Raw genomic sequence first — 25,606 nt, 5'->3', positions numbered from 1 at the left:
CTTCTAAAAACGTCATTTTCCGTTAGGGTTAGGTCTGCACGCTACCGTAGGTCGGCTCGCCCTGAGCATCAATCAAGGCCGTTGCCGCGCCTCCGGCCCCTGCATCGAACGGACCGGACACACAGCTGATTCTCTCACTGCGTGGCGGAATTCCGAAGTACTCACGGTAACACCGGGAAAAATGCGAGGTGGAGACGAAGCCGCATGCGGAGGCGACTTCGACGATTGACAGCGAGCTTTGCTTGAGCAGCTGGCGCGCGCGGGTCAGGCGCAGTTTGATGTAGTACCGTGAGGGCGAGCAAAGCAGATGTTTTTGAAAAAGCCGTTCGAGCTGGCGCCGTGACATCAACACGAAGACTGCAAGCTCATCCAGACAAATGGGCTCTTCAAGATTGGCCTCCATCAGGGCAACGATTTCCAGTAGTTTGGGTTGGGTACTGCCAAACCAGTGTTTCAGCGGCACCCGTTGCAGGTCTTGCTCGTTGCGCACCATGTCATAAATGAACATTTCGGAGATAGCGGAAGAGAGCGTTTTAGAATGATCGCGTGCGATCAGACTGAGCATCATATCCAGCGGCGCGGTGCCTCCAGACGCCGTTGGCCGATCCCGATCAATGCAGAAAAGCCGTTCGGTCAGGGTGACGCGCTGAAAGGTCTCTTTCATTACAACCATGTATTCCCAATGCACGCTGGCCTCGTAGCCATCCAGCAGCCCGGCCCTGGCCAGCGCCCAGCTGCCCGTGCAAACTGCGCCTAGCCTGCGTGACAGTCGTGCCTGAGCCTTCAACCAGACGATGTGTTCGCGGGAGGTGCTGCGTTCCACGCCTACGCCGCCACAAACGATGACCGTGTCTATCGGCGGCGCTGTGGACGTTGCAGCATCCGGCGTTATCAGCACGCCGTCGCTAGCTCGCACGGGTGCTCCGTCCAGGCTTAAGGTCACCCAGTGATAGAGTGTGCGGCCGGCCAGCTGGTTGGCCATGCGCAACGGTTCGATAGCGGCTGCCATTGAAATAAGAGTGAAATTGTCCAGCAGGAGAAAACCCAGCGTCTGAATCTGCCCGTGGGCAGGAATAGAGGCATGGAGCTTGTCTATACCCGGGCGCTCATTGGTGCTCATCATCAGACAATTGCTCCATGCTGGCTAATACCGGGGCTTGCCGCCGTCGCGGCGCACTCAGGGTGGCGCGCTAAACTGACCCCTCGTGTTGCATCCTAGCAATAAGACATCGCTAATGTATGTCTTATTGGCTATGCCAGCTTGAGCGAGTTGTGCGGATCGATGACGAATTTTTTGGGCACGCCCGCATCAAACTCGCCGTAACCAAGCGGCGCATCGTTCAACGAGATAACCTCGACCCCGACCACATCCGCTATCTTGATACGATCCCACATAATGGCCTGCATCAACTGGCGGTTGTACTTCATCACCGGTGTCTGGCCGGTGTGGAAGCTATGGGACTTGGCCCAGCCAAGGCCAAAACGCAGGCTCAGATTGCCCTTCTGGGCGGCTGTATCCGCAGAGCCCGGATCCTCGGTGACATACAGGCCGGGAATGCCCAGCTTGCCTGCAGCACGGGTGATCTCCATCAGCGAATTGAGCACAATCGCCGGCGCCTCTTCCTGAACGCCCTGATGCCCATGACCGCGAGCCTCGAACCCGACGGCATCTACCGCACAATCCACCTCGGGTATGCCCAGCAGTTCAGCGATCTGATCACCCAAAGAAGCGTCCTGCGACAGGTCCACCACCTCGAACCCCTGAGATTTCGCATGGCTCAGACGGGTCGGATTGACGTCGCCGACGATGACGACCGCTGCGCCCAGCAAGCGCGACGAGGCTGCAGCGGCAAGCCCGACCGGTCCTGCACCGGCGATATAGACCGTACTACCCGGACCGACACCTGCTGTTACCGCGCCGTGATAGCCTGTGGGCAGAATGTCGGAGAGACAGGTGAGGTCACGGATCTTTTCCATTGCAAGATCGCGGTGCGGCAGTTTCAGCAAATTGAAGTCGGCATAGGGCACCATCACATAGTCGGCCTGACCACCGACCCAGCCCCCCATATCCACATAACCGTAAGCACCGCCAGCGCGCGACGGGTTGACGGTGAGGCAGACCCCGGTGTCCTGCTCCTTGCAGGTTCGGCAGCGCCCGCACGCTACGTTGAACGGCACCGACGCCAGGTCACCAACCTTGAAGTTCTCGACATCGGAGCCGATCTCAATCACTTCGCCGGTAATCTCGTGACCCAGCACCAACCCTGCAAGCGCCGATGTGCGGCCGCGGACCATGTGCTGGTCCGACCCACAGATGTTGGTCGTGATCACTTTCAGCAATACACCGTGACCGATCCTGCGGCCCTGCGGGTTCTCCAGTTTCGGGAACGGAATTGACTGAACGTCAACCTTGCCCGGGCCAATGTAAACTACACCGCGATTGTCACTCATTGTTGTTGTCCTTATTTTAAGTGTGTTTTGTGGTGATTCCGTACTCTTCACCTGCGCCCAGCAACCAGCGATACAGGTAATCAGCGAAACTGCGCCGGATCACCAGCTCCCAGTGCTCAGCATCGGGACGGCGAAGCAGCACTGTGGTCTTGGCGAACACCGTCGACACGCCTCTGCCAACGGGGAACGCGTGCGGATGGACGTCACAGGGTGTCGACTTCATCAGCACCTCGTGCGCACTTGGGCCGGACAGGGTGAGCACTGTCTGGCCACCGCTGACGTTCACGACCGCATAGGCATTACTCCCCAGTGTCTGGCGCAAGGCGTTCTCGGTGGCAAATTCCTCACCCGGTGGCAAAATCACCAGCCACTCGTCCGGTGACAACCACTGGATGCTTTTTCCTCCCTCGACGTTCAGGCCGCAGGCGGTTTCGGGCAGGGTGATACCGACGACTTTTTTTATCGCCGTACGCAACACGTCTGCACTGCCCCGCACAATCAGGTGGCCCAGAAAGGCACGTTCAGCCATTGCCACGGCAGAGCCTTTCTTAGAGTCAACGCCTTGAGCAGAGACAGCATGCCGGTGAAGCGAATAATGCAGTGGCGATTCGGCCGCGATCGTGTCAGCTGGACGTTGTTCAAAAATGGCGACCTTAGACATTCTGGCGTTCCCCCTTTGGGTCATAGAAGATCGGACTGACAATTTCTGCGACATGGGTAACGCCACCGGTCATCGGACAATAGACCCGCTCGCCGATGCGCTTCTGGCCGCCCTTGACCAACGCCAGCGCAAAACCATGGTTCAGTGTCGGGCTGAAGTAGCTTGACGTCACATGTCCGACCATCGTCATGGGTATTGGCTGCTGCGGATCGAAAACGATCTGCGCCCCTTCCTGAAGCACAACCGTCTTGTCCAAGGGTTTGAGCCCGACCATCTGCTTGCGGTCCTCCCTGCAGGTATCCGGCCGTGTCAGCGAGCGCTTCCCGATCCAGGAGAACGGCTTGTTATAGCCAACACACCACTGCATTCCGAGATCCTCGGGCGTTACCGAACCATCGGTTTCCTGACCGACGATGATGAACCCCTTTTCCGCCCGCAACACGTGCATGGTTTCGGTGCCGTAAGGCGTCAGACCGTACTTGTCACCATGCTGGAACAGGGTCTTACAGACATGCATGGCATAGTGGGCCTGTACGTTGACCTCATAACTGAGCTCTCCGGTGAAGGAGATCCGATACACCCGCGCCGGTACTCCGGCCACCGTACCCTCGCGCCAGTCCATGAACTTGAAGCTATCGCGATCAAGGTCGATGTCAGTCACTTCTGCAAGCAGGCGGCGTGCTTCTGGCCCAGTGATGACCATGGTTGCCCAGTGATCGGTAACCGAGGTGAAGCTGACATCGAGGTCGGGCCACTCGGTCTGATGCCACAGCTCAAGCCACTCCAGTACCCGAGCGGCGCCTCCAGTGGTTGTGGTCATCAGGAAGTGGTTGTCGGCAAGGCAGGTGGTCACGCCGTCGTCCATCACCATGCCGTCGTCTTTGCACATCAGGCCGTAGCGCGCCTTGCCGACCGCAAGCTTTTCCCAGCCGTTGGTGTAGATCCGGCCAAGGAACTCGCGGACATCCTTGCCCTGAATATCGATCTTGCCCAGGGTCGACGCGTCAAGCATGCCGACCTTCTCGCGCACAGCACGACACTCGCGCACGACCGCATCGTGCATCGTCTCTTCATTATTAATGGGAAAGTACCAGGGCCGCTTCCACTGGCCGACATCTTCAAACTTTGCGCCACGCGCAAGGTGCCACTCGTGCAAAGCGGTGTAGCGCTCGGGGTCGAACAGGTCGCGACGATGGCGGCCGGCGATTGCACCAAAGCCCACCGGAGTGTAGTTCGGGCGGAATATCGTGGTGCCGGTGTCAGCAATGGTCTGGTTAAGGCAGCGGGCGGCGATTGCCATGCCGTTGATATTGCCAAGCTTGCCCTGATCGGTGCCGAACCCCAGTGCGGTGTAGCGTTTGACGTGTTCGATGGCTTCGAACCCTTCACGGGTAGCAAGCTCTATGGCCGCTGCGGTCACGTCGTTCTGCAGATCGACGAACTGCTTGGGCGCACGCAACGACGGCTTCTCATGGGGCACCTGATACAGACCCAGAGCTTCGCCGGTTTCAAGGCGTTCAACGTCAGGCAGGTCAATTGCCGCCGACGTGTCACCACACCCTATCGCGGCCTCGGCACCTGCTTCGGCGCCGCCCTTGAGCACATCGGCAAGCGCGTAAACGCCACAAGCACCACCAACAGGCGTCAGGCCGGGCAGTTCTGCCGGCACGAAACCAAGAATGTCTTCACGCCAGACCGGGCGCGCGTTGGTGTGCGAGGACAGGTGAACCACGGGACTATAGCCGCCAGAGCTGGCAATGGTGTCGCAACTCAATTCGCTGGCTACACCCGTCGTCTGAAAGCGGGCGACGTCGATGCTGGCAATGCGCGCACCGGTCACCCGGTTTTTACCTTTCGCCTCGATAACGGCGCTGCCCATAATGATGTTCAGCCCTTGCGCACGCGCCATTTCACTCCAGTGGCCATCGGCACGTTCCCGGGCGTCAACGATAGCGACGACCTCATGGCCAGCTTCCGCCCAGTCGAGTGCGGCGCGGTAGCCGTCGTCGTGGCAGGTCGAGACAACGAGGCGCTTGCCTGGTACAACGCCGTATCTGCGGATGTAGGTGGATACGGCGCCGGCCAGGAGGTTGCCCGGCACATCGTTTTTCGCGTAGACCAGCGGCCTTTCGTGAGCGCCTGAAGCCAGAACGATTTGCGCGGCGCGAACGTGATACATGCAGGCGCGCGCCAACTGCTGGTTGTTGACCTTCGGTGCGCGATCGCCAAGATGCTCGGTGCGGCGTTCGTACAGTGTTACAAACTGATGGTCGTGCAAGCCATTGGCCGTGGTGCGCGGCAGCAGGAGGACGTTGTCTATGCCTGCCAGTTCGGCCACCACCGCGGCCACCCATACAGAGGCCTGTTTGCCGTCGAGCATTTCCCGCGAACAGAGCAGGGATCCACCCAGCTCTTCCTGTTCATCGCACAAAATAACGCGCGCTCCACTCCTGCCGGCCGCGAGGGCGGCGGCCAATCCAGCAGGACCAGCACCGATCACCAGCACGTCGCAGTGTTGCTTGCTGTGTTCATAATGGTCCGGGTCTATTTCGCGTGGGCTACGCCCCAGACCAGCCGCCTTGCGGATCACCTTTTCATAGGTCATCCACATTGACGCCGGCGCCATGAATGTCTTGTAGTAGAAACCGGGAGGGATCATCGGGCTGAACAGTTCCCCGATGGTGCTTAGCAAGTTGTTGTGAGGATTGGTGCTGCGGGCATACAGGCCATCGAACAGAGCCTGCTGGGTAGCCCGTACGTTGGGAACCTGAGTCGCCTCCGTAGCCCCTAATTGCATGATCGCATTGGGCTCTTCGGCGCCGGCGGCGACAATGCCGCGCGGGCGCGAGTACTTGAAACTGCGGTTGACGATGTCTATGCCATTGGCGAGCAAAGCGGAAGCCAGCGTGTCACCGATGTAGCCGTGACAGGTCTGACCGTTGAACGAAAACGTCAGTGGACGACCACGATCAATGCGCCCACCCTTTGCCAGACGATTGACCTGATTCATGCACGGACCCCCTGTACTTCGTGTGCTTGATCAACCTTCCCTTCACGACCGTGCGCTGCCGTGCCGACCGTGACGCTGGTTTGTTCACCTATGCGATACGTCTCGAGGATTTCGTAGCTGACAGTGTTGCGAGCAACGTTGAAGAACTTGCGACAGCCCGCCGCATGAACCCACATTTCCTGATGCAGCCCTCTGGGGTTGTCACGGAAGAACAGGTAGTCGCCCCATTCTCTGTCTGACGCTGCCTCCGGGTTTTTCGGCCGCTGAATATGGGCCTGGCCCATGCAGTGAAACTCTTCCTCAGACCGTCGCTCGGCGCAGTAGGGGCAATGAATGTAAAACATGGTCCAGACTCCTGTAGTGAAAGACTAGTGAGCTACGCCTGCGGCGCCGTGCTCGTCAATCAGCGAACCGGTGTAGAAGCGATCGATTGAAAACGGCGCCGCCAAGGCATGGGGCCGACCGTTCGCCAGAGTCCAGGCGAAGACATCGCCCGAACCCGGGGTGGCCTTGAAGCCACCAGTGCCCCAGCCGCAGTTGAAAAACAGCCCTTCAACCGGTGTGGCGGAAAGGATCGGACAGGCATCCGGCGTGGTGTCGACAATGCCGCCCCACTGCCGGTTCATGCGCACTCGCGAGAAGATCGGAAACAGTTCAATAATCGCCTGCATGGTGTGTTCAATCGTCGGATAACTGCCGCGTTGACCGTAACCGTTATATCCGTCAATGCCGGCGCCAACGACCAGATCGCCCTTGTCCGTCTGGCTGATATACCCGTGCACGTGATTGGACATGACCACCGTGTCGAGAATCGGCTTGAGCGGCTCCGACACGAAGGCTTGCAGAGGATGCGACTCGATGGGCAACTTGATACCGGCCATACCAGCAACCACGCCGGAATTACCGGCGACCACACAGCCCACTGTTCTGGCATTGATATCACCGCGACTGGTATGCACACCGAGGATCTTGCCGTTGCGAATATTGAGCCCGGTGACTTCCGTCTGCTGGATCAGGTCGACCCCGAGCCGGTCCGCGCCGCGGGCATAGCCCCAAGCCACGGCGTCATGGCGGGCCACGCCTGCACGCGGCTGCCACGAGGCGCCCAGCACCGGGTAACGGGTGTTGCTGGAGCAGTCCATTATGGGAACCCGCTCCGCGACCTGGCGGGCATCGAGCACCTCACCATCGATGCCGTTAAGACGGTTGGCATTAACTCTGCGCTGAATGTCGCGCATGTCCTGCAGGGTGTGCCCAAGGTTGAGCACGCCGCGCTGTGAGAACATGACGTTATAGTTCAGGTCCTGCGACAACCCCTCCCAAAGCTTCATCGAGTGCTCGTACAGCGCTGCCGACTCGTCCCAAAGGTAGTTTGAGCGCACGATTGTGGTGTTGCGTGCCGTATTGCCGCCGCCGAGCCAGCCCTTCTCAATCACCGCCACATTGGTGATGCCGTAGTTTTTGGCGAGATAGTAGGCGGTGGCGAGGCCGTGACCGCCGCCGCCGATGATGATCACGTCGTATTCTTTCTTCGGCGTGGGGCTACGCCAGGTTTTTTGCCAGTTCTCGTGGTAACTCAGGGCGTGTTTGATGAGTCCAAAAACCGAATACCGTTCCATAGCGAGCAACCCTGTTGTTAAATTAAATGGCGTGGCGTCACGCAGCTTTTGCGACATTCTCAGTACCCAACCACAACGTCACCCAAGGGCCGACTGCAACAGGCCAGGATGAAGCCCACCTCCTCGTCTTCCTCAGTGATGCCGCCGTTGTGCTGCATATCGACCGTGCCAGCCTTCAGCTCAACCCGGCAGGTGCCGCACAAACCCATGCCACAAGCCTTCGGAATGTGCAGGCCCACCTTGGCCGCAGCGGCGTGGACAGTCTCGCCCCGTGGCACGCGCACGTACTTGTCGCTGTCAGCGAAGGTGACGCTGACCATGTCAGCCTGGTCGAGTGCCTCAGCCGCAGCTTCGGCGTGCTCGATAACGTCTTCCGCAACCGCCGCCGGTGTCGAGCCGAACGACTCCTCGTGGTAGTGAGCCATGTCGAACCCCGCGTTGCCCAGGATCTGTCTGATCGCACGCATGTAGGGGGTTGGGCCGCAGCAAAACACTTCGAAATTCATAAAGTCCGGCGCGATCAACTCCAGCATCTGCTGGTTCAAATAGCCCCTATAGCCGACCCAGGGTTGGCCGGGCTCCTGCCGCTCACAGATGACATGCACATTGAAGCTGTCGATGCGCGAGCACATGTGGTCGAGCTCGCGACTGTAGATAACATCCTGGGGAGTGCGGGCGCTGTGGATAAAGCAGGCATTAACATTGGCATTGGTATCGAAAAACCAGCGCGCCATCGACATCACCGGCGTTATGCCAACACCACCGGAGAGCATCAGGATATTCTCGGTGGGGTAATCGATAGCATTGAAGTCGCCAATCGGTCCGTGCACTGCAAGCTCAAAACCTTCAACGAGGTTATCGTGGAGCCAGTTAGACACTTTGCCGCCGGGTATGCGCTTTACCGTAATCGAGAAACTGTAAGGCACCGATGGAGAGCTGGAAATGCTATAGGAGCGCATGATTTGCTCCCCGTCGATTTCTAGCTCCAACGTGACGAACTGACCGGGCTTGAAGTAGAACAGAATCGGCTGTTCCGCAACAAAACAGAACGTGCGCACATCCCGGGTTTCCTGGACCGCCTGGGTGCAGCGCACCACGTGGCGGCCATTGCTCCAGGTCTGCGTGTTAACGGGATTGAGAAACTGCGTAGTCATAGAATCTCTCTCGTCTGAACGGCCTGCAGGCGACGACAACTCAAGCCAGGTATCGCCATCACTCTATGCACTGATGCATGTTCCACCGACGCATGGTCAACGAGATGATTTTCGCCGTCTGCCCTTGGCACGACTTGTCTATATACGACACTGGCGTATCTGGAACTGCCATTACGACCCCGACACCGGATGTCGTCGTCAGCGCTGTGCATGTCGTGAATAGACAACTCTATTTTCCGAACCTGGTCCACACTCTGTCGATCGTCAGATGGCATCTGTTACGATCATTCACGCCATGAGGAGAGAAAGCGATGGACCGTGATTTTACCGCAGGTTTTGACCACCCAATGAATGATCCACGCAGAGTAATGGCTGAGATGCTGCAAAGCAGGCGCCAGAATTTCTCCTTACCACAAGCCTTCTACAACGACGCGAGCATGTTCAAACTCGACATCGAAGAGATATTCGAGAAGGAGTGGATTTTCGCCGGAATGACGTGCGAAATCCCAACCAGAGGCAGCTACATAACAGTCGAGGTGGGCAGTAACTCCGTGATCGTGATGCGCGACAACACAGGCGCTGTGCAAGGATTTCACAACGTCTGTCGCCATCGTGGTTCACGCCTGTGCAGTAAGGCTAAGGGCAAAGTTGCCAAGCTGGTGTGCCCCTACCACCAATGGACCTACGAGCTCGATGGGCGCCTGTTGTACGCAGGCAACAATATGGGCAACACTTTCGACCCGTCCGACTACAGCCTGAAACCCGTGCAGGTCAAAACCGGCGGCGGTTTCATCCTGATCTGTCTGGCCGAAGAGCCACCCGCCGTTGATGACCTTATCTTCACGCTGGGTGAATACCTCGAGCCCTACGACATGGAAAACGTCAAGGTCGCCGCCGAATCGACGCTGGTTGAACAGGCTAACTGGAAGCTGGTGGTTGAAAACAATCGCGAGTGCTATCACTGCAACGGGGCGCACCCCGAATTACTGAACAGCCTGCAGGAATTCGATGACACCGAGGATCCCCGCGCCACACCCGAGTACAAGGCACTGGTCGCGCGCAAGCAGGCCGAATGGAGTGCCCAGAATATACCCTGGCAACTGCGGCGTTTCGGTCAGCGCAGCCGCCTTACCAGAACCCCCCTATTGGAGGGTACGGTCGCCATGACAATGGACGGCAAACCTGCTTGCACCAAACTGATGGGCCGAATCCAGAATCCTGACATGGGCTCGCTGCGTATATTTCACCTGCCCAATTCCTGGAACCACTTCATGGGAGATCACGCGGTGGTGTTTCGCGTGTTGCCGCTTGGGCCCCAGCACACCGTGGTCACCACCAAATGGCTGGTACATAAGGACGCCGTCGAAGGCGTCGACTACGATCTGGCCCACATGCGTCGGGTCTGGGACGCAACCAACGACCAAGATCGGCGCCTGGTGGAGGAAAACCAGCTTGGTATCAACTCCAAAGCCTACCAGCCAGGCCCCTATTCAGAGACTTACGAATACGGCGTCATCGACTTCCTGCAATGGTATAGCGAACAGATGCTCAGCAACCTGGGTTACGGCCAGGATCATTTGCGTATCGTCGGGAAATAAAAGCGTCAGCTTGGCAGTACCCCTTCCTCTTTCAGCAGCGCCTGAATGGCTTCAGCCCCGATCTCGGGACTGAAGCCGGTCAACACTTTACCGCCGCCGCCCTGCGTCTTTAACGCTGCCGCCTTGAAACGGTCCCGCGCCGACGACGCGGTGATGATCTTCAATCGTCTGGGTCGCTTGCGCGCCGGTGTGGTAAGCCATCCGGCCCGCGCTTCGTCAGGCATAGACGCGGCAGCGGACACCGCAAGCCCGCCCCTGCGTGCCGGACCAAAAGCCGAGGCACGCGCGCCGGGCGCCGCGCTATCGACCGTTACGATTGCAGGAAGCCGCACCGAGAGCCGACGTCGCTGGCCGCGCGGGAGAGCCTGCAACAACGTCGCGACGCCGTCGCTTACGCTTTCTACCTGTGCCACACCACTAACAATGGGCCAGCCCAGCCACTCGGCCAGCAGATAGGGAAGCATTCCCGAACCTTCACCGGTTTCGGCCCGCATGCCGCACAGTACCAGCTCTGGCGACAGCTCACGCAGCGCGTTAACCAGCGCCGGCAACACATCGGCGCCAGTGGCCTGTTCTATCACCGCCAATTGATCCGCGGTGTTTTCGCCAGTTTCGGATACGCCGACCATACCCAGATAGCCACGCAACGCCAGCTCGTTTTCGGCATCGTTTTGTCCAGCGTGCAGCAGCGCTGTGCGGGCGCCGGCAATAGAAAGTGCCAGCTCGTACGCACGAGCATCCTGGTCGGCGCGGCGCGTGCGCCCTGTCAGCGGATGGCGCCCGACCGAGACCAACACGGCAATACCGAGCCGGTCGGCAGACGCCGATTCCACAAGAACGTCAGGCGGCATCCGCTTTCTCCTCGATCCGTTGCTGCAGCGCCACCAGAGCCGCCAGAATTTCGTCAGCGTCGCCGATCACGGTGAGGTCGGCGCGTTTGTTCATATCGCAGTCCGGGTCGAGGTTGATCGAAACGACCTTGTCGCAGCTCTTTATACCCTGCAGATGCTGGATGGCGCCGGAAATACCAACCGCGAGGTACACCCGCGCAGTGACCCATGTACCGCTAGCGCCAACCTGGCGGTCGCGCGCCATGAAACCGTCATCCACCGCAACGCGCGAGGCACCTTCGGTCGCCCCCAAAGCTGCCGCGGCGTTGTGAAATCCGGCCCAGTCGCTTACGCCACGACCGGCGGCCAGAATAAACTCCGCTTCGTCTAACGCGACCGTCGCGGGGTCGACGGCCACGGCGCCGAGGTCCTGAATGCGCCCGGGCATCCGTGACAATGGCTCCGGCAGAGTTATCTGTCGAGCCGCGTGGCGAGTCATGGCCACGGGCTCAGCGCACTCGGCCAGCGCCAACACCAACCCTGGTAGCGGCCGGTTTATGTCCGTGCTGCCCGCAGCACCAAGCCCGTTGCAGCGCTTTCCGTTTGCATCCTGGTTAATCTGCCAAACCTGTGTCGCCGGGCGTTCGGACAATCTCGCCGCCAACCGGCGGCCCAGATCGGCGCCACCCATTGGCGAATCCGGCAACAGCCAATGGCACGGCAAGAGCTCGCGCTCGACGTCAACCAACACGGCCAGACGTGCCTCGGGGCTATACTCGGTGTGAGACGTGGCGCCTAAGCCAAAGGATCGATCGGCAGGGTGTTGTAGAGCGTGCAGCAGCCGGTCGACACCGGCAGTCCCGAAGCCATTCTCCCGAATGGCGCCAAAGACTATGGCCAACACAGCGCCGGGCACGGCCGGGTCCGCATCGGCCAATTGCCGGGCCAAACCGAGCAGGTCCCGGTCATGGGCAGAGAGCCGCCCACCGGGAAGATCAGGCACCACTGCAATCAGAAAAGCCGGGGTCTCGATCTCAACGGTGGTACGCCGATCGGCCGCCACTGGCTGGCGTTCAGTTCGCAAGTTCAGACTCGTATCTGTCTGGGCGCCGCTGCGGTCGATCCGCTTGATGCCGTTGGGGCCACTAAATCCCACTCGATGCGGGTTACGCCGCGCCAGCCCATTGGGGCCAGCCCAGAGCGACGGCCCAACCCGGCTTGTGCCATGCATCTCCGCAAGCACTGCATTGTGGTCCGGGTGCAGGCGATTGCGCGCGATCCGCTCCTTGCGTGAGTCGCGACGCGGAACAGAATCTGTGCCGTTATGCATCAGCGAGTAGCTCCCCGGCTGGCGATGGCTGACCGGCCTTGTCTTTCCGGCCGGATTGATCTTTCTGCGCCGAGGGCACCAGGCAGTCGGCCACGAGTTCGGCAATGTCACGTACCTCCGGCCTCGGTTCTACCACCCCCTCCAGCATCGCGGTACATTGCGGGCAACCGACGGCTACCACACTCACGCCGGTTTCACGGATGTCATCCATGCGCATGTCGGGGATCCGGCGTTTACCGGGAATGTCGATGATCGCCGCACCCCCACCGCCGCCGCAGCAGCGTGAACGAGAGCCGCTGCGCTGCATTTCCACCAGTTCCATACCAAGGGCCTTGAGCACGTTGCGCGGCGCCTCGTACTCACCGTTGTAACGCCCCAGGTAACAGGGATCGTGATAGGTGACCTTGTCGCCTTTCCACGGGGAAATCTCCATGCGGCCTTCGGCGAGCAATTCAGCAATATAGGTGCTGTGATGAACAACCTGATAGCTGCCGCCCAATTCGGGATACTCGTTTTTGAGTACATGGAGACTGTGGGGATCGCAGGTGAGGATGCAGCCAAAGCCATACTGGGACAATGTTGCAATGTTACGCCTCGCAAGGCTCTGGAAGGTTGCTTCGTCGCCAAGGCGGCGAGCGAGATCACCGCTATCGCGCTCGTCATTACCGAGAACTGCGAAATCGACGTCGGCGGCGCGCAGTATGCTGACCAGCGCACGCAGTGTTCTCTGGTTACGCTGATCGAAGGCGCCATCGCCAATCCACAGCAAGACCTTCGCGTCGCGCACGTCGGCCATTAACGGCAGGTTGAGGTCCGCGGCCCAGTGCATGCGCGAATCGGGGGCGAAGCCACTGGGATTGTCGGTCGCAATCAGGTTTTCGATAACCTCGACGCCCCGTCTGGGTGTAACGCCCAACTCCAGAGTGATGTGGCGGCGCATGTCGACAATGGCGTCAACATGCTCGATCATCATCGGACATTCCTCGACACACGCTCTACAGGTGGTGCAAGACCACAGAGTCTCGGCGCTGACCAAGGCATTGCCTTCTCTTCCGACGATCGGCTCATCCAGTGCGCCATGGTGCTCGCCCACCGGCTTGCCGGGGTGCGGAGACCCGTGATAACCGGCATCGCTGCCCCCGACCAGCCCGATCACCATGTCCTGTATCAGTTTTTTCGGGTTGAGGGGCTGGCCCGCAGCAAACGCCGGGCAGACCGCTTCGCAACGCCCGCATTGAACGCAGGCATCGAACCCCAGTAGCTGGTTCCAGGTGAAATCTGCTGGTTTTCCTGCGCCCAGCGGCGCCTGCGGGTCGGCGAGATCGAGCGCTTTCAGACCGGTGGAACGACCGCCTCCGAAGCGTTCCGGCCGGCGATGGAACGCCAGATGCAGCACACCAGCGAAGGCGTGTTTCATCGGCCCACCCCAAGTCATACCCAAAAACATTTCGGCCAGGCCCCAGGCCACCACAACCGCGAGAAGCACGGCCAGTACCCAACCGCCGATGGCAGCAGGTACAACACCCGCGGCCGGCAGAGTAACAACGAAAACCCCCAACGAGAACGCAACCAGGCTTTTGGGCAGACGCATCCAGGGCCCTTTCGAGAGCCGAGCGGGCGGATTGCGTCGGCGCAAGGCCACAAACACGCTGCCAACAAACATGCATAGCGTGGCCGCCAGCAGAGGCCACGTCAGCCAGGCGCTGCCCAGGCCCAGACCGTGCACCGCAATCGCGACTGGCGCCGCAAGGGCAAACCCACCTGCCGTCGCCACGTGGGTGCGGGAAATGTACTTGTCACGCTCCACCACGCTGTGAAGGTCGACAAGGTAGCGCCGGGGCACCGCCGCCAGCCCACTGAAAAAACCAACGTCCGAAGGACGCCCCTGTCGCCACAAGTGAACCCGGCGGGCCGCCCCTATGAACGCCAACACCAGCGCCGTGAAGATCAGGATGGGTAGGATAATTTCAAGCATGGTGGTTCTCCTGTGACCTGCGTGAGCGGCTGCCCGACAACCGCGTCAGAAGTCCTTGCACAGCCTCAGCGCATCGTAAATGGCGGCGTGGGTGTTGCGTGGCGCGTTGCAGTCACCCAGGCGAAACAGCAGAAAATCGCTGCCGTTGCCACTCAGCGTGTTCAGGCATGGCTGCGGCCTGATTTCAAACAACGCCTCAAGGTCGATCTGACCCTTGTTCAACGAGCGCGGCTTGAGCGCGTAGTACAGCGCTTCATCGGGTCGTACGCCGTTTTCAACCACCACCTGATCGACTACCCGCTCTTCCTGAACGCCGGTGTATTCGTTTTCGAGTACCGCCACCAGCTTGTCGCCTTCGCGATAGACCTTCTGCAGCATCAGGTCGGAGGTCATGATCACCTCCTTGGCGTACAGGCTACGATAGTAGGTTGGGAAGCTGGTGCCACCAACGGCCGCGCCGGGCTTGATGTCGTCGGTCACGATCTCGACCTGGGCACCTTTCTCAGAGAGGAAATCGGCCGCCGATACGCCGGGGAATTCACAGATTGTGTCGTACACCAGCACGTTCTTGGCGGGCGCGACAACGCCATTGAGGATGTCCCAGGTACTGACGACGAGGCCTTCTTCGGCACCCCATTCGGGCACCTGCGACAGGAAAGGCGTACCGCCGGTTGCGACGATCACAATGTCTGGACGCATGTCGAGCACGCTTTCGTCCGCTCGTACGCCGAGACATACTTCGACGTTGAGGCGGGCCAGTTCAAGCTGAAACCAGCGGGTGATACCGGCAATCTGATCGCGCTGCGGCGCCTTGGACGCTATGGTGATCTGTCCGCCGAGTGCAGGGTTCGCCTCGTACAACGTCACAGCATGACCCCGCTCGGCAGCCACCCGCGCTGCCTCCATACCGGCAGGACCGCCACCCACGACCACCACCTTGCGCCGGGAACCCGCACTCTTTGCGATGATATGTGGCAGGCCCTTGTATTCACGCGAGGTTGCCGCATTCTGGATGCACAGCACATCCAGCCCCTGGTACTGCCGATCGATACAATAATTGGCGCCCACGCACTGCTTGATCTGGTCTATCTGCCCCAGTTTGATTTTATTGACGATGTGCGGGTCGGCAATCTGCGCCCGCGTCATCCCCACCAGATCAACATAGCCGGCTTCCAGTATGCGCTGCGCCTGGTTCGGATCTTTGATGTTCTGGGCATGGATCACCGGCACATTGACCACGGTTTTAATGCCCGCCGCCAGATGCAGAAACGGCTCGGGCGGGTAGGACATATTTGGAATCACGTTCGCCAGCGAGTTATGGGTGTCGCAACCGGAGCCGACCACACCGAAATAGTCGACCATGCCGGTCGCGTCGTAATAGGCCGCGATCTGCTTCATATCGTCATGACTGAGCCCATCGGGATGGAACTCGTCGCCGCTGATGCGCAGACCGACTATGAAATCATCACCGACTTCAGCGCGAACCGCCTTTAGAACCTCCAGACCAAAACGCATGCGATCTTCGAAGGTCTTGCCCCACTTGTCGGTGCGCTTGTTAACACGTGGGCTCCAGAACTGATCGATCAGGTGCTGGTGCACGGCCGATAGTTCAACGCCGTCCAGGCCGCCAGCCTTGGCCCGTTGCGCCGCCTGAACGAAATTACCGATAATGCGCCAGATCTCTTCTTCTTCGATGGTCTTGCAGGTCGCGCGATGGACCGGTTCACGTATACCCGATGGTGACACGAGCGAGGGCCAGTCGAAACCATCCCAGCGGGACCTGCGGCCCATATGAGTGATTTGAATCAGGATCTTGCCGCCATGCTTGTGCACGGCGTCCGCCAGGTTCTGGAAGTGGGGAATGATGCGATCGGTGGCCAAATTTACCGAGCTCCACCAGTTATGGGGACTGTCGATGGACACGACCGACGAGCCCCCGCAAATGCACAGACCGCAGCCGCCTTTGGCTTTCTCTTCGTAATAGCGCACGTAGCGCTCGGTGGTCATGCCGCCATCGGTTGCATAAACCTCGGCGTGGGCGGTACTCACCACACGGTTGCGGATAGTCTGGGTGCCAATCTGGATGGGCTTGAACAACGCCTCGAAAGCCATGGGGAAGTCCTTAACTCAGGGGCTGAACGATGAATATGCCGTGATCGCAGGCAGGCTCCGCCGCGCTCTGGACCTGTTCAGCGCAGGTCCGCAGCGAATGCCCTCGCGCTTGCTGAATCTGGTCCATTGCGCCAGCAAACCAGCCGGTGAACATATAGTCGACCTTGCGGTCTACTTTTCCGTAGACGTACACAAAGGCACTGTGGTCAAGGCGGACGCGTGCGACCCCCTGCTCAAGATCGAACATCTCTATGGTGAACAGGCCCCATCCACGCTGCGAAAGGCGCAGCATGTAATGCTCAAACACGGCTGCGCCTTCCAGACCGTGCAATTCAGCCTCCTTTTCACACCAGTGCCATGCCGATGTGTATCCAGCGTGGTAGAGAATTTCGGCATAACGCACAGCGCCTATTTCGTGCTCGATTGCCATGTGATTATTGACAAAGAAGTGGCGCGGAACGTAAAGCATAGGCAACGCGTCGGTTGTCCAGACGCCGGTTTCCTTATCAACCTCGATAGGCAGTTTTGGTGCCATTGTCGTCATGGTCACTTCCCTCGCATCATTTTCCACCACCGGTAATTTTCAGGATCGTTACCGACGCCATAACAGGACGTTAGCCCTGAAAAGCTAACTCGGCATCACTCGCCGCGACGACCTGTTCGGACACTAGTCCAGCGCCAGACTCCTGCGTTTGACTGTGTTCCGTGCCCCAGACGTCGCCAAGAACCCGCAGCCAGTTTTCGCCCATGATCTTGCGAACCTGAGGTTCGGAAAATCCGTTTTTGAGCAGCGCCTCAGTGAGATTGGGAAACTCCCCCACGGTGCGTATGCCCAGCGGGTTCACAATCTTGCCGAATTCGGTCAGGGAGCGGGCATAGCCTTTATCGTGGGTGAGCATGTCGAAGAATTCGGGGCCATGGCCCTGGGTGAAATCGGTGCCGATACCAATGGCGTCTTCGCCGACGATGTTCATGATGTAGCCAATCGCTTCGCAGTAATCGTCAACGGTGGAATCGATGCCCTTCTTCAGAAAGGGCGCGAACATGGTCACGCCGACGAAACCGCCACGGTCGGCAATGAACTTGAGCTGCTCGTCGGTCTTGTTGCGCGGATGCTGTTTCAGGCCGGCCGGCAGACAATGGGAATAACAAACGGGTTTTTTCGACTCGAGGATGACTTCTTCAGACGTGACCGCCCCGACGTGAGACAGATCGCACATAATGCCCACCCGGTTCATCTCGGCAATCACCTCGCGGCCAAATCCGGACAAGCCGCCATCGCGCTCGTAACAACCGGTACCGATCAGGTTCTGGGTGTTGTAGCACATCTGCACGATACCCACCCCGAGGCGCTTGAATATCTCGACGTAGCCGAGCTGGTCTTCGAAGGCGTGTGCGTTCTGAAAGCCGAGGATGATGCCGGTCCTGCCTTCGCGCTTGGCCTGCCGAATATCCTCGGTGGTATGAACCTGGCGCACCAGGTCAGCGCTGTCACGCATGAGCTGATTCACCATGACGATGTTGTCAATCGTCCCCTGAAAATCTTCCCACACTGATACCGTGCAGTTGGCGGCGGTCAGCCCACCCTTACGCATATCCTCAAAGAGCGCACGGCTCCATTTCGCGATGATCAAACCATCGATAATGATGGCATTGCTGTGCAAATCGGCAGTGGAGTGCAGGTTGATGAGGGACATTGTCGGCTCCAGACATTAGACGTTACAGCCGCAGCATAGCGTCCTCCCTATCTGCCAAATTGACTGATTGCGACCGAAAGAATCCCAAAAACGTCATGCGCGAATCAGCGCCCAACTGAACCGGCGGGATTACAACCGCTCTTCATAGCTTGCCATGTTGCTTGCAGCAGACATGGGCGTTAGCCTGATGTTCTGGCGCGTGGCTAAGTCTATTAGGCATCATACCGAGTGGTGGGACGACTGACGCCACAGGCCGCTGCAATCCGGCAGTTGATCAGCCCTTGCTCCCATTTCAGGCGAAGAACTTCTTTGACCTTGCGCGTGGATAACCTCTCCGCAGGCATTTGGTCTTCTCCGGATGAAAAGCCTCAGAGTACCGTTAAGTTATCCTGTGCCGAACGGTTTCGATGGGGTGAGTCAGGCAACCTGCCGGGGTGGCAGCTTTCGCGTGGAATGGGTTGCAGGCTTCGCCTGAAATCAGTGGCCAGAACCCTCGGCGAAAATGCGACACTTTAGACCAGACGATTTTTAGAGTCGCTTAGCCCTGCATTTCAGCAAATTCATCGAGAAGTAGCGATTTAGGTAGAACTCAAATTGGGCAAAGTTCGACACCAGAAACCGGACAATCGTGTGCCCACAAGTGGCGTAAAACGTGTAAATATCTGTGCTAGAAAGGTTTTAACCTTTTTAGCACAGCGGTCATAAGCTGTTGAAAAACACACTTTATGCCGACTAACATCTCATCTCACCGTGTGAAATTACCGCCCTCCGAAGGCAGTGATCACAGGTTCGAATCCTGTCATCTCAACCGGCTCCTGCTCACTCAACTGGTCTGTCAGCGCGTACGATTCATCTCGTCCGACATCAAGAGAGCGGTGGTTTTTTTAGTATCGACTTCTCCCGTTCCAGCCGCTCACAACGGGCTTTCAATTCCTGAATTCGCTGCTGCTCCAGGGTCAAAGCTTTGGATTTTGGGGTAATGCCGCCACGCTCCTCAGAGAGCTGCATTACCCATCGCCTCAAGGCATTTTCGCCGACATCCAAAGAGCGGCTGGCTTCGGCAATAGAGTACCCTTGGTCAAGCACCAGACAGGCGGCTTCCTGCTTGAACTCCGGCGTAAAAGATCGTCGTTTCCTAGTCATCAGACACCACGCTTATGGCGGCAATATTACCACCTAAGTTGGTGTCCGGAATCATTGAACCACTACAGATCCTCTCTTTATAACCCAAAAAGGAGGCCCCTACTCTCCTGACACGCTACAAGAGCACTTAGCGTTGATGAAGGGACAGTGGACAGGTATTGAGCGAGCTAGTTCCCACAGCGGAAGGCGAACTTTGATGACGAACATAATTCATGAGCAGAAAAAGTCGGTTAAGGTTGCTCAGAAAATCGCCGGTCATGTTTCAGCTTCCACGACGTTGATCTATGACGAACCTCCTGAGGAGTCACTCAAGGATGCCTTAACAGCGGCTGGATATAGTTATATCCCTACCACAAGAGCTTGAGCCTTTGCAGGAATTCAAAGATGCCGTGAAGCGCTATGAGGGGCACTTTGAAGGATGCTGAAATGATCTACGTGAAGGTGAGGCGCGCTGGTGTGTGCAACCACCATGAACGATTTCATAATCCAAGAATGCGACATTACTGGCGTAAAGCGGCTTGAACATCATTAAAACGTCGTACCCAAGGCTTTGCCTCTGTCAAAGTCGGTGACAGTTGCTCTAGTGTGGCCAGAGCTTCCTGGTAGCTCGTAAAACTGCCGTAGATAACGGAATACCAGGGCAAACCTCGACGCGAAGTACGCACATAACCGGCCGTGTGTTTTATCTGATGCCGCTCAATGTATTGCTTTACAGTCGCTTCCGAACCGGCCGCCATCAATTGAATAGTAAAAGAGTCAGAAGGTTGCTCTTGTGCCCACGATTCCGTCCGGAAATAATCTTGATCGTACCGCGCTGACTTCTCAGTATCCAAAGGACTTGAATGACTATCGCTTTGTCTGCCATCTAGCATTATTATAAAATTTATTCCGCTGATAAACGAGCCATCGCCCGAAACGGTAAGTTTGTGCCCGCCGGTATTTGTCAGCCCTAAACGTCGTAACTGCTGAGGTGAAATTCTTAGCCAATACTCACCCGCTACCACTTGAGGGACGATGTAAAAGCCGTCCCAGCCGCTTGTTGTTTCACCCACTACCTCATGCTGATCGTTTAACAGTTCCAACTCAAGGTCGCCTATCCCTCGCTCGACGCCATTCTCCAGCAAGTAGACAGTGCCATCAATTTCCGTAGTCAGCCTCACAGGGAATTCGAGCTTGGCCACGGTACCGGGCCGCGGCACCAGGTTGATCCCGTCAGGCTGAGGCGACCACTGGGGGTTCTCCAGCGTCGACATATCTACTCCGATGTCGACGTACTGTTTAACGGGCAGATGATTAATGTGAGCGACGCCCGCAGCGTTCGTCCGCGCCTTGTGCGGGCCACCGTTAACTGTGAAGCCGGCACCGGAAAGAGGCGGCTCATGTTCATCCATAACACCGTTATTGTTGTCATCCAGAAACATCTGTACCGAAGCGCCACCGCTATTGGCCATTGGCCGAGCGTCGAAAAGCCAGTCGTCCTGTCGCGGTTCTCGCCCCATGGCGACAAACAGCTGGACGCCGAGCGCAATCTCCCCCGTGTCGACATAGCTGGCATTAACACCCAGCCCATAACGGCCCAGACTCTTTGTAAAACCACCAGTATAACGGGTTTGCGGTGAAGCAAAGGTATGTGCCACTCCCAGTGTCATGCGGTAGCCTTCACCCAGCGGCTTGTTCGCCGTAAACGCCAACGCGGAAATATCGCTCTCAGCGCCCAGAGTGTAATTCAGTTGACTGCGTAAACTCATGTCGCGAACCCGGCGACTGATGCGCAGCGTGCCCAATGTACGTTCAGTATCACCGGATGCACGCCAGTTCAGCGTGTTGGTAAGGGCCGTACCGTAGGCATACGCGGATACCCGTGCGCTGACACCCGTGTTGGCAACGCCGGATTCCCGCTCGTCTCGCGTTGCCTCAACGGCCACCGGTAAACTTGAACGCTCCCCCACCGGAATGGAACCGCTAAGCCTAAGCTCATCCCGAGTGCGAATAGGGTCGCTATGGGCGGAAAACACGGCGCTGGCAAAATCGCTCAAGCGTGTGCGGCTCGCGTCCACCGCTACGCCGCCGACACGGGTTTGCATCCCGAGCTCGGCAAGCGAACCACCGCCCTCGGACTGGATAAAGTCGCCGCTGATGCTCATAGATTGCCAAAACGTGCGCAGCCCCAGAGTGGTGTACTGCTTTTCGGTATCATCTACCGGCGCCCGAATGAATCCAGCGGATGCCGAAAGGTAACGGGAAAGGCCAAGGTCGAATTGAGCAACGGACCGAGGCTGCCCTTCGTCGTCGCGATGTTCGGTAAGGCTGTACTGAAACTCGCCGGGGCGCACCATGGATTGGACCAGAGGGAAACTGTATTGTTCCACCCGGGTCTGCCCCAGAGGCCCGTTGAAGATCAACTGAAATTCATTGCGGCCGTAACTCAGGGGCTGATCCTCGAACCGATATCGGCCCTCAGAGTCGGCTAGTTGAAAGCCTACAAGGGCATCGTTGTAATAAAGCTCTACGTCCCAGCCAGGCGGCAGGTCTCCTTCAAAGACCTGCCGATCAAAGCTGGTAGGTTGCGTCAACGGGCGATTGCTCAACGTTACCCCTTCACCGCTACCGCCTCGAGTAACATTGTCGACGCTGGGCGCCGAGATACTGCCGAGTTGGAAAGACCGAGCCCGAAGCGGCCCGAGCAAGTCTCCACCGGGGTCGCGACGACCAAGCGCAACACGGACATCCGGCGTTGGGTCCTGTTTGTGGCTTGATAAATACAGGGACGACTCCATGCCCAGAAGATCGCCGGCAAGCAAGGCCGTATAACGCGCGTCGGTTTGGGTACTACCGTCGTTTTTGCGCAGTTCGGTGGCGAACGTCTGGTCAATAAAAGGCATGCTTAGTAACCGGTAAGGCTGCTCATAATGGGGATAATTCGGGTTTTCGTAGCCCCCTCGCACACCGGCCTGTTCACCCAGACGCTCACGTTTGAGTCGGGCCTGTAATGGCAGTACTTCGAGGGCATGAACGCGCAGAGACAGGCTAGAGCGGTTAATCTCAAGTTTCACCGGAAGCCAGCGTTCCAGCAGAGACTTGGCAATGTAAATATCATCCGGCTCCGTTAAAGCAAGGGCGGGATCAAAGCTTTCCGTCACTCCGGCGCGGGTAACGCGGGTCTCGTCCAGATTGAGGCTGAACCCTCGATCCTCGGTGAGAATATAGCCGCTGGCGGTTGCTTGCCCGGGCTGAGTTTTTATGGCGAGGGTGAGCAACCGGGCTAACGCGCCCAGAGGCAGCAGCGTATGCTCTCCCAGCTCATAGGCAGGGATAGCATTGGAAAGCACCGACTGATCCAGGCGGACTTCAAGCAGAAGAAATTCCCGCTCTGTACTCTGATATTGGGCAAAGAGATGCTGGGGATGCACAATCAACGCGAACATCAACGTTGCCGCCGCCCATAGGCGTGCCCTGGGGCGAATCAACGCGAAAACCATTTCAGGTAACACACATCAAGGCAGCTGCAGAACCGTCTCGACCAGCAGCGCGCCGCCGTCCTCCGCCTGTTCTCGATAGGTGACCCGCAGGGCTCCGTTGGTAAGTCGAGATCCGTTTAGCTGGCCCAGCGAAATGCTTGCGCGCCGTAAAGGGTTCGGTGTGTAGATGGCAACGCCGTTGGCTCGGGCAATCACCTGCTCGCTGCCGCTATACGGGGTAAAGCTGATGGTCAAATCGCCATAGACGGACTGGTTGCCACTTCGCTCCATAACAAACCCCAGAACCGGTGCTTTGTCAGCCGGCCGCCGCAGGTCGAGGTGCGTCAGTGCAACACTGGCGTCGGTGTTGCCATGACGCACAATCACTGGAATGGACGCGCCCACCAGTGCCGTCAGCGTGATGCCGATCTCGTTGTCGGCCGTGGCATTGCTGCTCTCAACGCTGGTTCTGCCCTCAGGATTGGGTTGCTTGGCGAAAAGCATGTGCGAGCGGTACTCGCCGGGTGCCAGATTGGCGGGTTTGCGGACCATAATCCGAACGGCCTGTCCGGCTCCGGGAGCTAGTGTCACTTGGCGGGGGGAGTACCTCAGCATGTCCTCGGCGAACTGTTCGCCAGGCAGTGGAACGTCTATCCCCGAAAATGCGCCAGTTTCGCTCATTCGGCGATTAACCAGGGAAATGCGATAGGTTGCGCTCTCGGTGCCATTATTGATCAGTTCAAGTTGCGCCGCGCGCTGGTTTCCTGCGAAGACGATCCTGGTCGGATATAACATCATCTCAGCCAAGGCATGGCTCACAGGTAATAAAAGGAGGAGGACGAACAGAGTGAGTCGGTGAAAGAAATTCATGGCTCTGTTTTTTTGGTTCAAGGCGTGTGGCATTGTTCGGGATCCTTATTAGCTTCATCCGGGCAAGCCGACGCGGGCGACTGCCGTTTAATTGTAGCTCACTGTCACGGAGAAGGTGCCGGAGTAGCTGCCGTGGGCTTGGTCGCTGCCCACATTGAGCGTTCCTCCAACCGATAGGGCCTGTGAGCCTCCGGCTCCCAGTTGCCCTTCCGCGCCTGAGGGGGTACTGAGAAAATTGTTGATGAACATATCGATACCCGAACCCTTCAAGCTGACGAAGTCATTACCGGGCAGTTGAATGGTATAGGTCGCGTTAGGGTCGCCACTGACCGTAAATTGTGCAGCGGTACCTTGGCTCGATGGTATCAGCACGACGCCGCCGCCGGCGTTGCGATTGCCATTGGTACTGACCGTCACGGAACCGCTGTTACCGGCCACAAAACTGCCAAAGGACAAGCTCTGGACATTGTCGATCGCAACGCTCGCTTGTGCCAAACTGGCGGGAACCACCATTGAAGCCAGGGCGACGCCGGCCAGTATTCTCGGCAAGCATGACGTCATTGCGGCGCTTCTTTTTGGAATGACCATACTCGTTGTCCGTCACGGTAACGCCGACATTGTTTCTGGCGGATCGGGTATCATCGGCGACATTTAACATCACGTCGCTGATAAAAGCATTTGGAGAGTATATCAAGATAATATCATTGACGTTGACGGGGCAATGACAACCGTACTGGCCGCAATATTGATGCTGTCTGCAAACGCATTGACACTGATAACGGCGATTGTCGTTATCAGTGTCAATTCAAGGGAGGCGCATCTAAAAAGTTGTTGATACCCCACCTTGAATTTCATCAACTTGGCACTCGTTTTTCTCGAGTGAAGCGGACGCTTAGTTGTACTCTACAGTCGCTGTCACGTCACCAGTATAATTAGCATCAGGTTGGTCTGACGCAACGGTCAACTTGCCACCCAAGTAAATGGACTGGGCGCCGGAACCGCTCAGCGTACCGGTTCCGACTTCATCGGTTGTTGCGCCGGCAGCGGTAAGGTCACTGATGTTGCTCAACGCCATAGTAGAAGTACCAGCGTCATCGCCAGTAAGCTGAGAATCGCCGGACCAAGTAATACCATAGGTCGAGTTGTCATCACCTGTAACGTCGAATTTGGCGGCAGTTGGAGTGGAGCCTGAGATAGACAGAATAGGCCCGGTTGTTGTTCGGGCACCATCGGTTGCAACGGTCACTGTGCCACCGGCGCCAGGCGCAAACTTACCGAAAACCAGATCAGCCGATTTTGTGATCTCAATTGGTACGATTACGGTGGCGCTTGAATTGCTCGAAGCTGCTTTGGCTGCGAAGCTGTTAGACGCACCAAATGCCCCGACCGCAACGACCGAAGCCAGCGCAGCAAAACGAAAAGTTCTGTTAAAGAAAATGGATGAGTTCATTAAAATTCCCCTATTAAGCATACCGCCGGATTGACGGTTAACAACTGCTTGGTTTAATACCAGTCGGGGGGGTCCGAAAACACAATCTTGGTGCGGCGGATACAGTAAGACTGCATCCAAAATAAACACATAAATGCTGGCGGTCCCGCTGTCATAGGACGGTTTAGTCCGTTAGACCGGTAACTTTGAGTCCCCGCCTTTCGACGGGTTTACTTTTTCTACTTTCTTAGCGTAATTGAAGCTTGGCA

Annotated in this window: 19 protein-coding genes, 1 pseudogene and 1 riboswitch; of the genes and pseudogenes, 2 read left to right on the top strand and 18 right to left on the bottom strand. The window is 57.9% G+C overall.

Annotation, left to right across the window (positions count from 1 at the left end; all coding sequences use genetic code 11):
• Nucleotides 1-28: 28 nt before the first annotated feature.
• The 7 genes from gbdR to ABA45_RS02030 all read right to left on the bottom strand — a co-directional run bounded on the left by gbdR (nucleotide 29) and on the right by ABA45_RS02030 (nucleotide 8,895).
• Nucleotides 29-1,123 carry a choline metabolism transcriptional regulator GbdR gene (gene gbdR / locus ABA45_RS02060; protein WP_048384089.1) on the bottom strand — a complete coding sequence of 365 codons (1,095 nt, stop codon included), beginning with the start codon at nucleotides 1,121-1,123 and terminating at the stop codon, nucleotides 29-31.
• Between the two features lie 128 nt (nucleotides 1,124-1,251).
• Nucleotides 1,252-2,451, bottom strand: a complete 1,200-nt coding sequence (gene fdhA, locus ABA45_RS02055; protein WP_048384087.1) for a formaldehyde dehydrogenase, glutathione-independent — start codon at nucleotides 2,449-2,451, stop codon at nucleotides 1,252-1,254.
• 16 nt (nucleotides 2,452-2,467) lie between these two features.
• The gene (locus tag ABA45_RS02050; protein WP_048384086.1) at nucleotides 2,468-3,112 is read right to left on the bottom strand and encodes a sarcosine oxidase subunit gamma; all 645 of its coding nucleotides are present in this window, start codon (nucleotides 3,110-3,112) and stop codon (nucleotides 2,468-2,470) included.
• Nucleotides 3,105-6,122, bottom strand: a complete 3,018-nt coding sequence (locus ABA45_RS02045; protein ID WP_048384084.1) for a sarcosine oxidase subunit alpha family protein — start codon at nucleotides 6,120-6,122, stop codon at nucleotides 3,105-3,107. The genes ABA45_RS02050 and ABA45_RS02045 overlap by 8 nt, the downstream gene beginning before the upstream one ends.
• Nucleotides 6,119-6,466 (bottom strand): sarcosine oxidase subunit delta, encoded by a 348-nt coding sequence (locus ABA45_RS02040; protein WP_048384082.1) that lies wholly within the window; start codon nucleotides 6,464-6,466, stop codon nucleotides 6,119-6,121. The genes ABA45_RS02045 and ABA45_RS02040 overlap by 4 nt, the downstream gene beginning before the upstream one ends.
• Nucleotides 6,467-6,490: 24 nt before the next feature.
• Nucleotides 6,491-7,741: a sarcosine oxidase subunit beta family protein gene (locus ABA45_RS02035; RefSeq protein WP_048384081.1), complete on the bottom strand. Its 1,251-nt coding sequence runs from the start codon at nucleotides 7,739-7,741 to the stop codon at nucleotides 6,491-6,493.
• A 59-nt stretch (nucleotides 7,742-7,800) separates the two neighbouring features.
• Nucleotides 7,801-8,895, bottom strand: a complete 1,095-nt coding sequence (locus tag ABA45_RS02030; RefSeq protein WP_048384079.1) for a hybrid-cluster NAD(P)-dependent oxidoreductase — start codon at nucleotides 8,893-8,895, stop codon at nucleotides 7,801-7,803.
• A gap of 311 nt (nucleotides 8,896-9,206) precedes the next feature.
• Here ABA45_RS02030 and ABA45_RS02025 point away from each other — a divergent pair, with 311 nt between their 5' ends.
• Entirely contained in the window at nucleotides 9,207-10,493 is a 1,287-nt protein-coding gene (locus ABA45_RS02025; RefSeq protein WP_048384077.1) for an aromatic ring-hydroxylating oxygenase subunit alpha, read from the top strand.
• A 5-nt stretch (nucleotides 10,494-10,498) separates the two neighbouring features.
• Here ABA45_RS02025 and etfB read toward each other — a convergent pair whose 3' ends face one another.
• The 7 genes and pseudogenes from etfB to ABA45_RS01990 form a co-directional block, all read right to left on the bottom strand.
• Complete coding sequence (gene etfB / locus ABA45_RS02020) at nucleotides 10,499-11,344, bottom strand: electron transfer flavoprotein subunit beta (protein ID WP_048384075.1); 846 nt, start codon at nucleotides 11,342-11,344, stop codon at nucleotides 10,499-10,501.
• The gene (locus ABA45_RS02015) at nucleotides 11,334-12,653 is read right to left on the bottom strand and encodes an electron transfer flavoprotein subunit alpha/FixB family protein (RefSeq protein ID WP_048384073.1); all 1,320 of its coding nucleotides are present in this window, start codon (nucleotides 12,651-12,653) and stop codon (nucleotides 11,334-11,336) included. Before ABA45_RS02015 ends, etfB begins: the two co-directional genes overlap by 11 nt.
• Complete coding sequence (locus tag ABA45_RS02010) at nucleotides 12,646-14,628, bottom strand: (Fe-S)-binding protein (RefSeq protein ID WP_048384071.1); 1,983 nt, start codon at nucleotides 14,626-14,628, stop codon at nucleotides 12,646-12,648. Before ABA45_RS02010 ends, ABA45_RS02015 begins: the two co-directional genes overlap by 8 nt.
• 45 nt (nucleotides 14,629-14,673) lie before the next feature.
• Complete coding sequence (gene dgcA / locus ABA45_RS02005; protein WP_048384069.1) at nucleotides 14,674-16,740, bottom strand: dimethylglycine demethylation protein DgcA; 2,067 nt, start codon at nucleotides 16,738-16,740, stop codon at nucleotides 14,674-14,676.
• Nucleotides 16,741-16,750: 10 nt separating this feature from the next.
• Entirely contained in the window at nucleotides 16,751-17,284 is a 534-nt protein-coding gene (locus ABA45_RS02000) for a DUF5943 domain-containing protein (protein ID WP_048384067.1), read from the bottom strand.
• 70 nt (nucleotides 17,285-17,354) lie between these two features.
• Complete coding sequence (locus ABA45_RS01995; protein ID WP_048384066.1) at nucleotides 17,355-18,437, bottom strand: dipeptidase; 1,083 nt, start codon at nucleotides 18,435-18,437, stop codon at nucleotides 17,355-17,357.
• An 800-nt stretch (nucleotides 18,438-19,237) separates the two neighbouring features.
• Nucleotides 19,238-19,580 (bottom strand): annotated as a pseudogene (locus ABA45_RS01990) (transposase); the annotation flags it as partial.
• A 79-nt stretch (nucleotides 19,581-19,659) separates the two neighbouring features.
• Between ABA45_RS01990 and ABA45_RS01985 the strand changes: the two are divergent.
• Nucleotides 19,660-19,944: a site-specific integrase gene (locus tag ABA45_RS01985; RefSeq protein WP_227506180.1), complete on the top strand. Its 285-nt coding sequence runs from the start codon at nucleotides 19,660-19,662 to the stop codon at nucleotides 19,942-19,944.
• A 136-nt stretch (nucleotides 19,945-20,080) separates the two neighbouring features.
• On the opposite strand, the gene ABA45_RS01980 is transcribed toward ABA45_RS01985, so the two are convergent.
• The 4 genes from ABA45_RS01980 to ABA45_RS01965 form a co-directional block, all read right to left on the bottom strand.
• The gene (locus tag ABA45_RS01980) at nucleotides 20,081-23,005 is read right to left on the bottom strand and encodes an SPOR domain-containing protein (protein WP_048384062.1); all 2,925 of its coding nucleotides are present in this window, start codon (nucleotides 23,003-23,005) and stop codon (nucleotides 20,081-20,083) included.
• A gap of 69 nt (nucleotides 23,006-23,074) precedes the next feature.
• Complete coding sequence (locus tag ABA45_RS01975) at nucleotides 23,075-23,836, bottom strand: fimbrial biogenesis chaperone (RefSeq protein ID WP_264753029.1); 762 nt, start codon at nucleotides 23,834-23,836, stop codon at nucleotides 23,075-23,077.
• 159 nt (nucleotides 23,837-23,995) lie between these two features.
• Nucleotides 23,996-24,469 (bottom strand): DUF4402 domain-containing protein, encoded by a 474-nt coding sequence (locus tag ABA45_RS01970; RefSeq protein WP_048384060.1) that lies wholly within the window; start codon nucleotides 24,467-24,469, stop codon nucleotides 23,996-23,998.
• A gap of 331 nt (nucleotides 24,470-24,800) precedes the next feature.
• Entirely contained in the window at nucleotides 24,801-25,358 is a 558-nt protein-coding gene (locus ABA45_RS01965) for a DUF4402 domain-containing protein (RefSeq protein WP_048384059.1), read from the bottom strand.
• 135 nt (nucleotides 25,359-25,493) lie between these two features.
• A riboswitch (cyclic di-GMP riboswitch) is annotated at nucleotides 25,494-25,582 on the bottom strand.
• Between the last annotated feature and the right edge of the window lie 24 nt (nucleotides 25,583-25,606).

The organism is Marinobacter psychrophilus, assembly GCF_001043175.1.
In the GTDB taxonomy this organism is placed as follows: Bacteria; Pseudomonadota; Gammaproteobacteria; order Pseudomonadales; family Oleiphilaceae; genus Marinobacter; species Marinobacter psychrophilus.
The sequence above is the reverse complement of the archived record's forward strand: the minus strand, read 5'-3'. Positions and strand labels throughout refer to the sequence as shown.

Coding starts and splice junctions, on each gene's coding strand:
- gbdR (WP_048384089.1), bottom strand. CDS start 1,123: ATGATGAGCACCAATGAGCGCCCGGGTATAGACAAGCTCCATGCCTCT.
- fdhA (WP_048384087.1), bottom strand. CDS start 2,451: ATGAGTGACAATCGCGGTGTAGTTTACATTGGCCCGGGCAAGGTTGAC.
- ABA45_RS02050 (WP_048384086.1), bottom strand. CDS start 3,112: ATGTCTAAGGTCGCCATTTTTGAACAACGTCCAGCTGACACGATCGCG.
- ABA45_RS02045 (WP_048384084.1), bottom strand. CDS start 6,122: ATGAATCAGGTCAATCGTCTGGCAAAGGGTGGGCGCATTGATCGTGGT.
- ABA45_RS02040 (WP_048384082.1), bottom strand. CDS start 6,466: ATGTTTTACATTCATTGCCCCTACTGCGCCGAGCGACGGTCTGAGGAA.
- ABA45_RS02035 (WP_048384081.1), bottom strand. CDS start 7,741: ATGGAACGGTATTCGGTTTTTGGACTCATCAAACACGCCCTGAGTTAC.
- ABA45_RS02030 (WP_048384079.1), bottom strand. CDS start 8,895: ATGACTACGCAGTTTCTCAATCCCGTTAACACGCAGACCTGGAGCAAT.
- ABA45_RS02025 (WP_048384077.1), top strand. CDS start 9,207: ATGGACCGTGATTTTACCGCAGGTTTTGACCACCCAATGAATGATCCA.
- etfB (WP_048384075.1), bottom strand. CDS start 11,344: ATGCCGCCTGACGTTCTTGTGGAATCGGCGTCTGCCGACCGGCTCGGT.
- ABA45_RS02015 (WP_048384073.1), bottom strand. CDS start 12,653: ATGCATAACGGCACAGATTCTGTTCCGCGTCGCGACTCACGCAAGGAG.
- ABA45_RS02010 (WP_048384071.1), bottom strand. CDS start 14,628: ATGCTTGAAATTATCCTACCCATCCTGATCTTCACGGCGCTGGTGTTG.
- dgcA (WP_048384069.1), bottom strand. CDS start 16,740: ATGGCTTTCGAGGCGTTGTTCAAGCCCATCCAGATTGGCACCCAGACT.
- ABA45_RS02000 (WP_048384067.1), bottom strand. CDS start 17,284: ATGACGACAATGGCACCAAAACTGCCTATCGAGGTTGATAAGGAAACC.
- ABA45_RS01995 (WP_048384066.1), bottom strand. CDS start 18,437: ATGTCCCTCATCAACCTGCACTCCACTGCCGATTTGCACAGCAATGCC.
- ABA45_RS01980 (WP_048384062.1), bottom strand. CDS start 23,005: ATGTTCGCGTTGATTGTGCATCCCCAGCATCTCTTTGCCCAATATCAG.
- ABA45_RS01975 (WP_264753029.1), bottom strand. CDS start 23,836: ATGATGTTATATCCGACCAGGATCGTCTTCGCAGGAAACCAGCGCGCG.
- ABA45_RS01970 (WP_048384060.1), bottom strand. CDS start 24,469: ATGACGTCATGCTTGCCGAGAATACTGGCCGGCGTCGCCCTGGCTTCA.
- ABA45_RS01965 (WP_048384059.1), bottom strand. CDS start 25,358: ATGAACTCATCCATTTTCTTTAACAGAACTTTTCGTTTTGCTGCGCTG.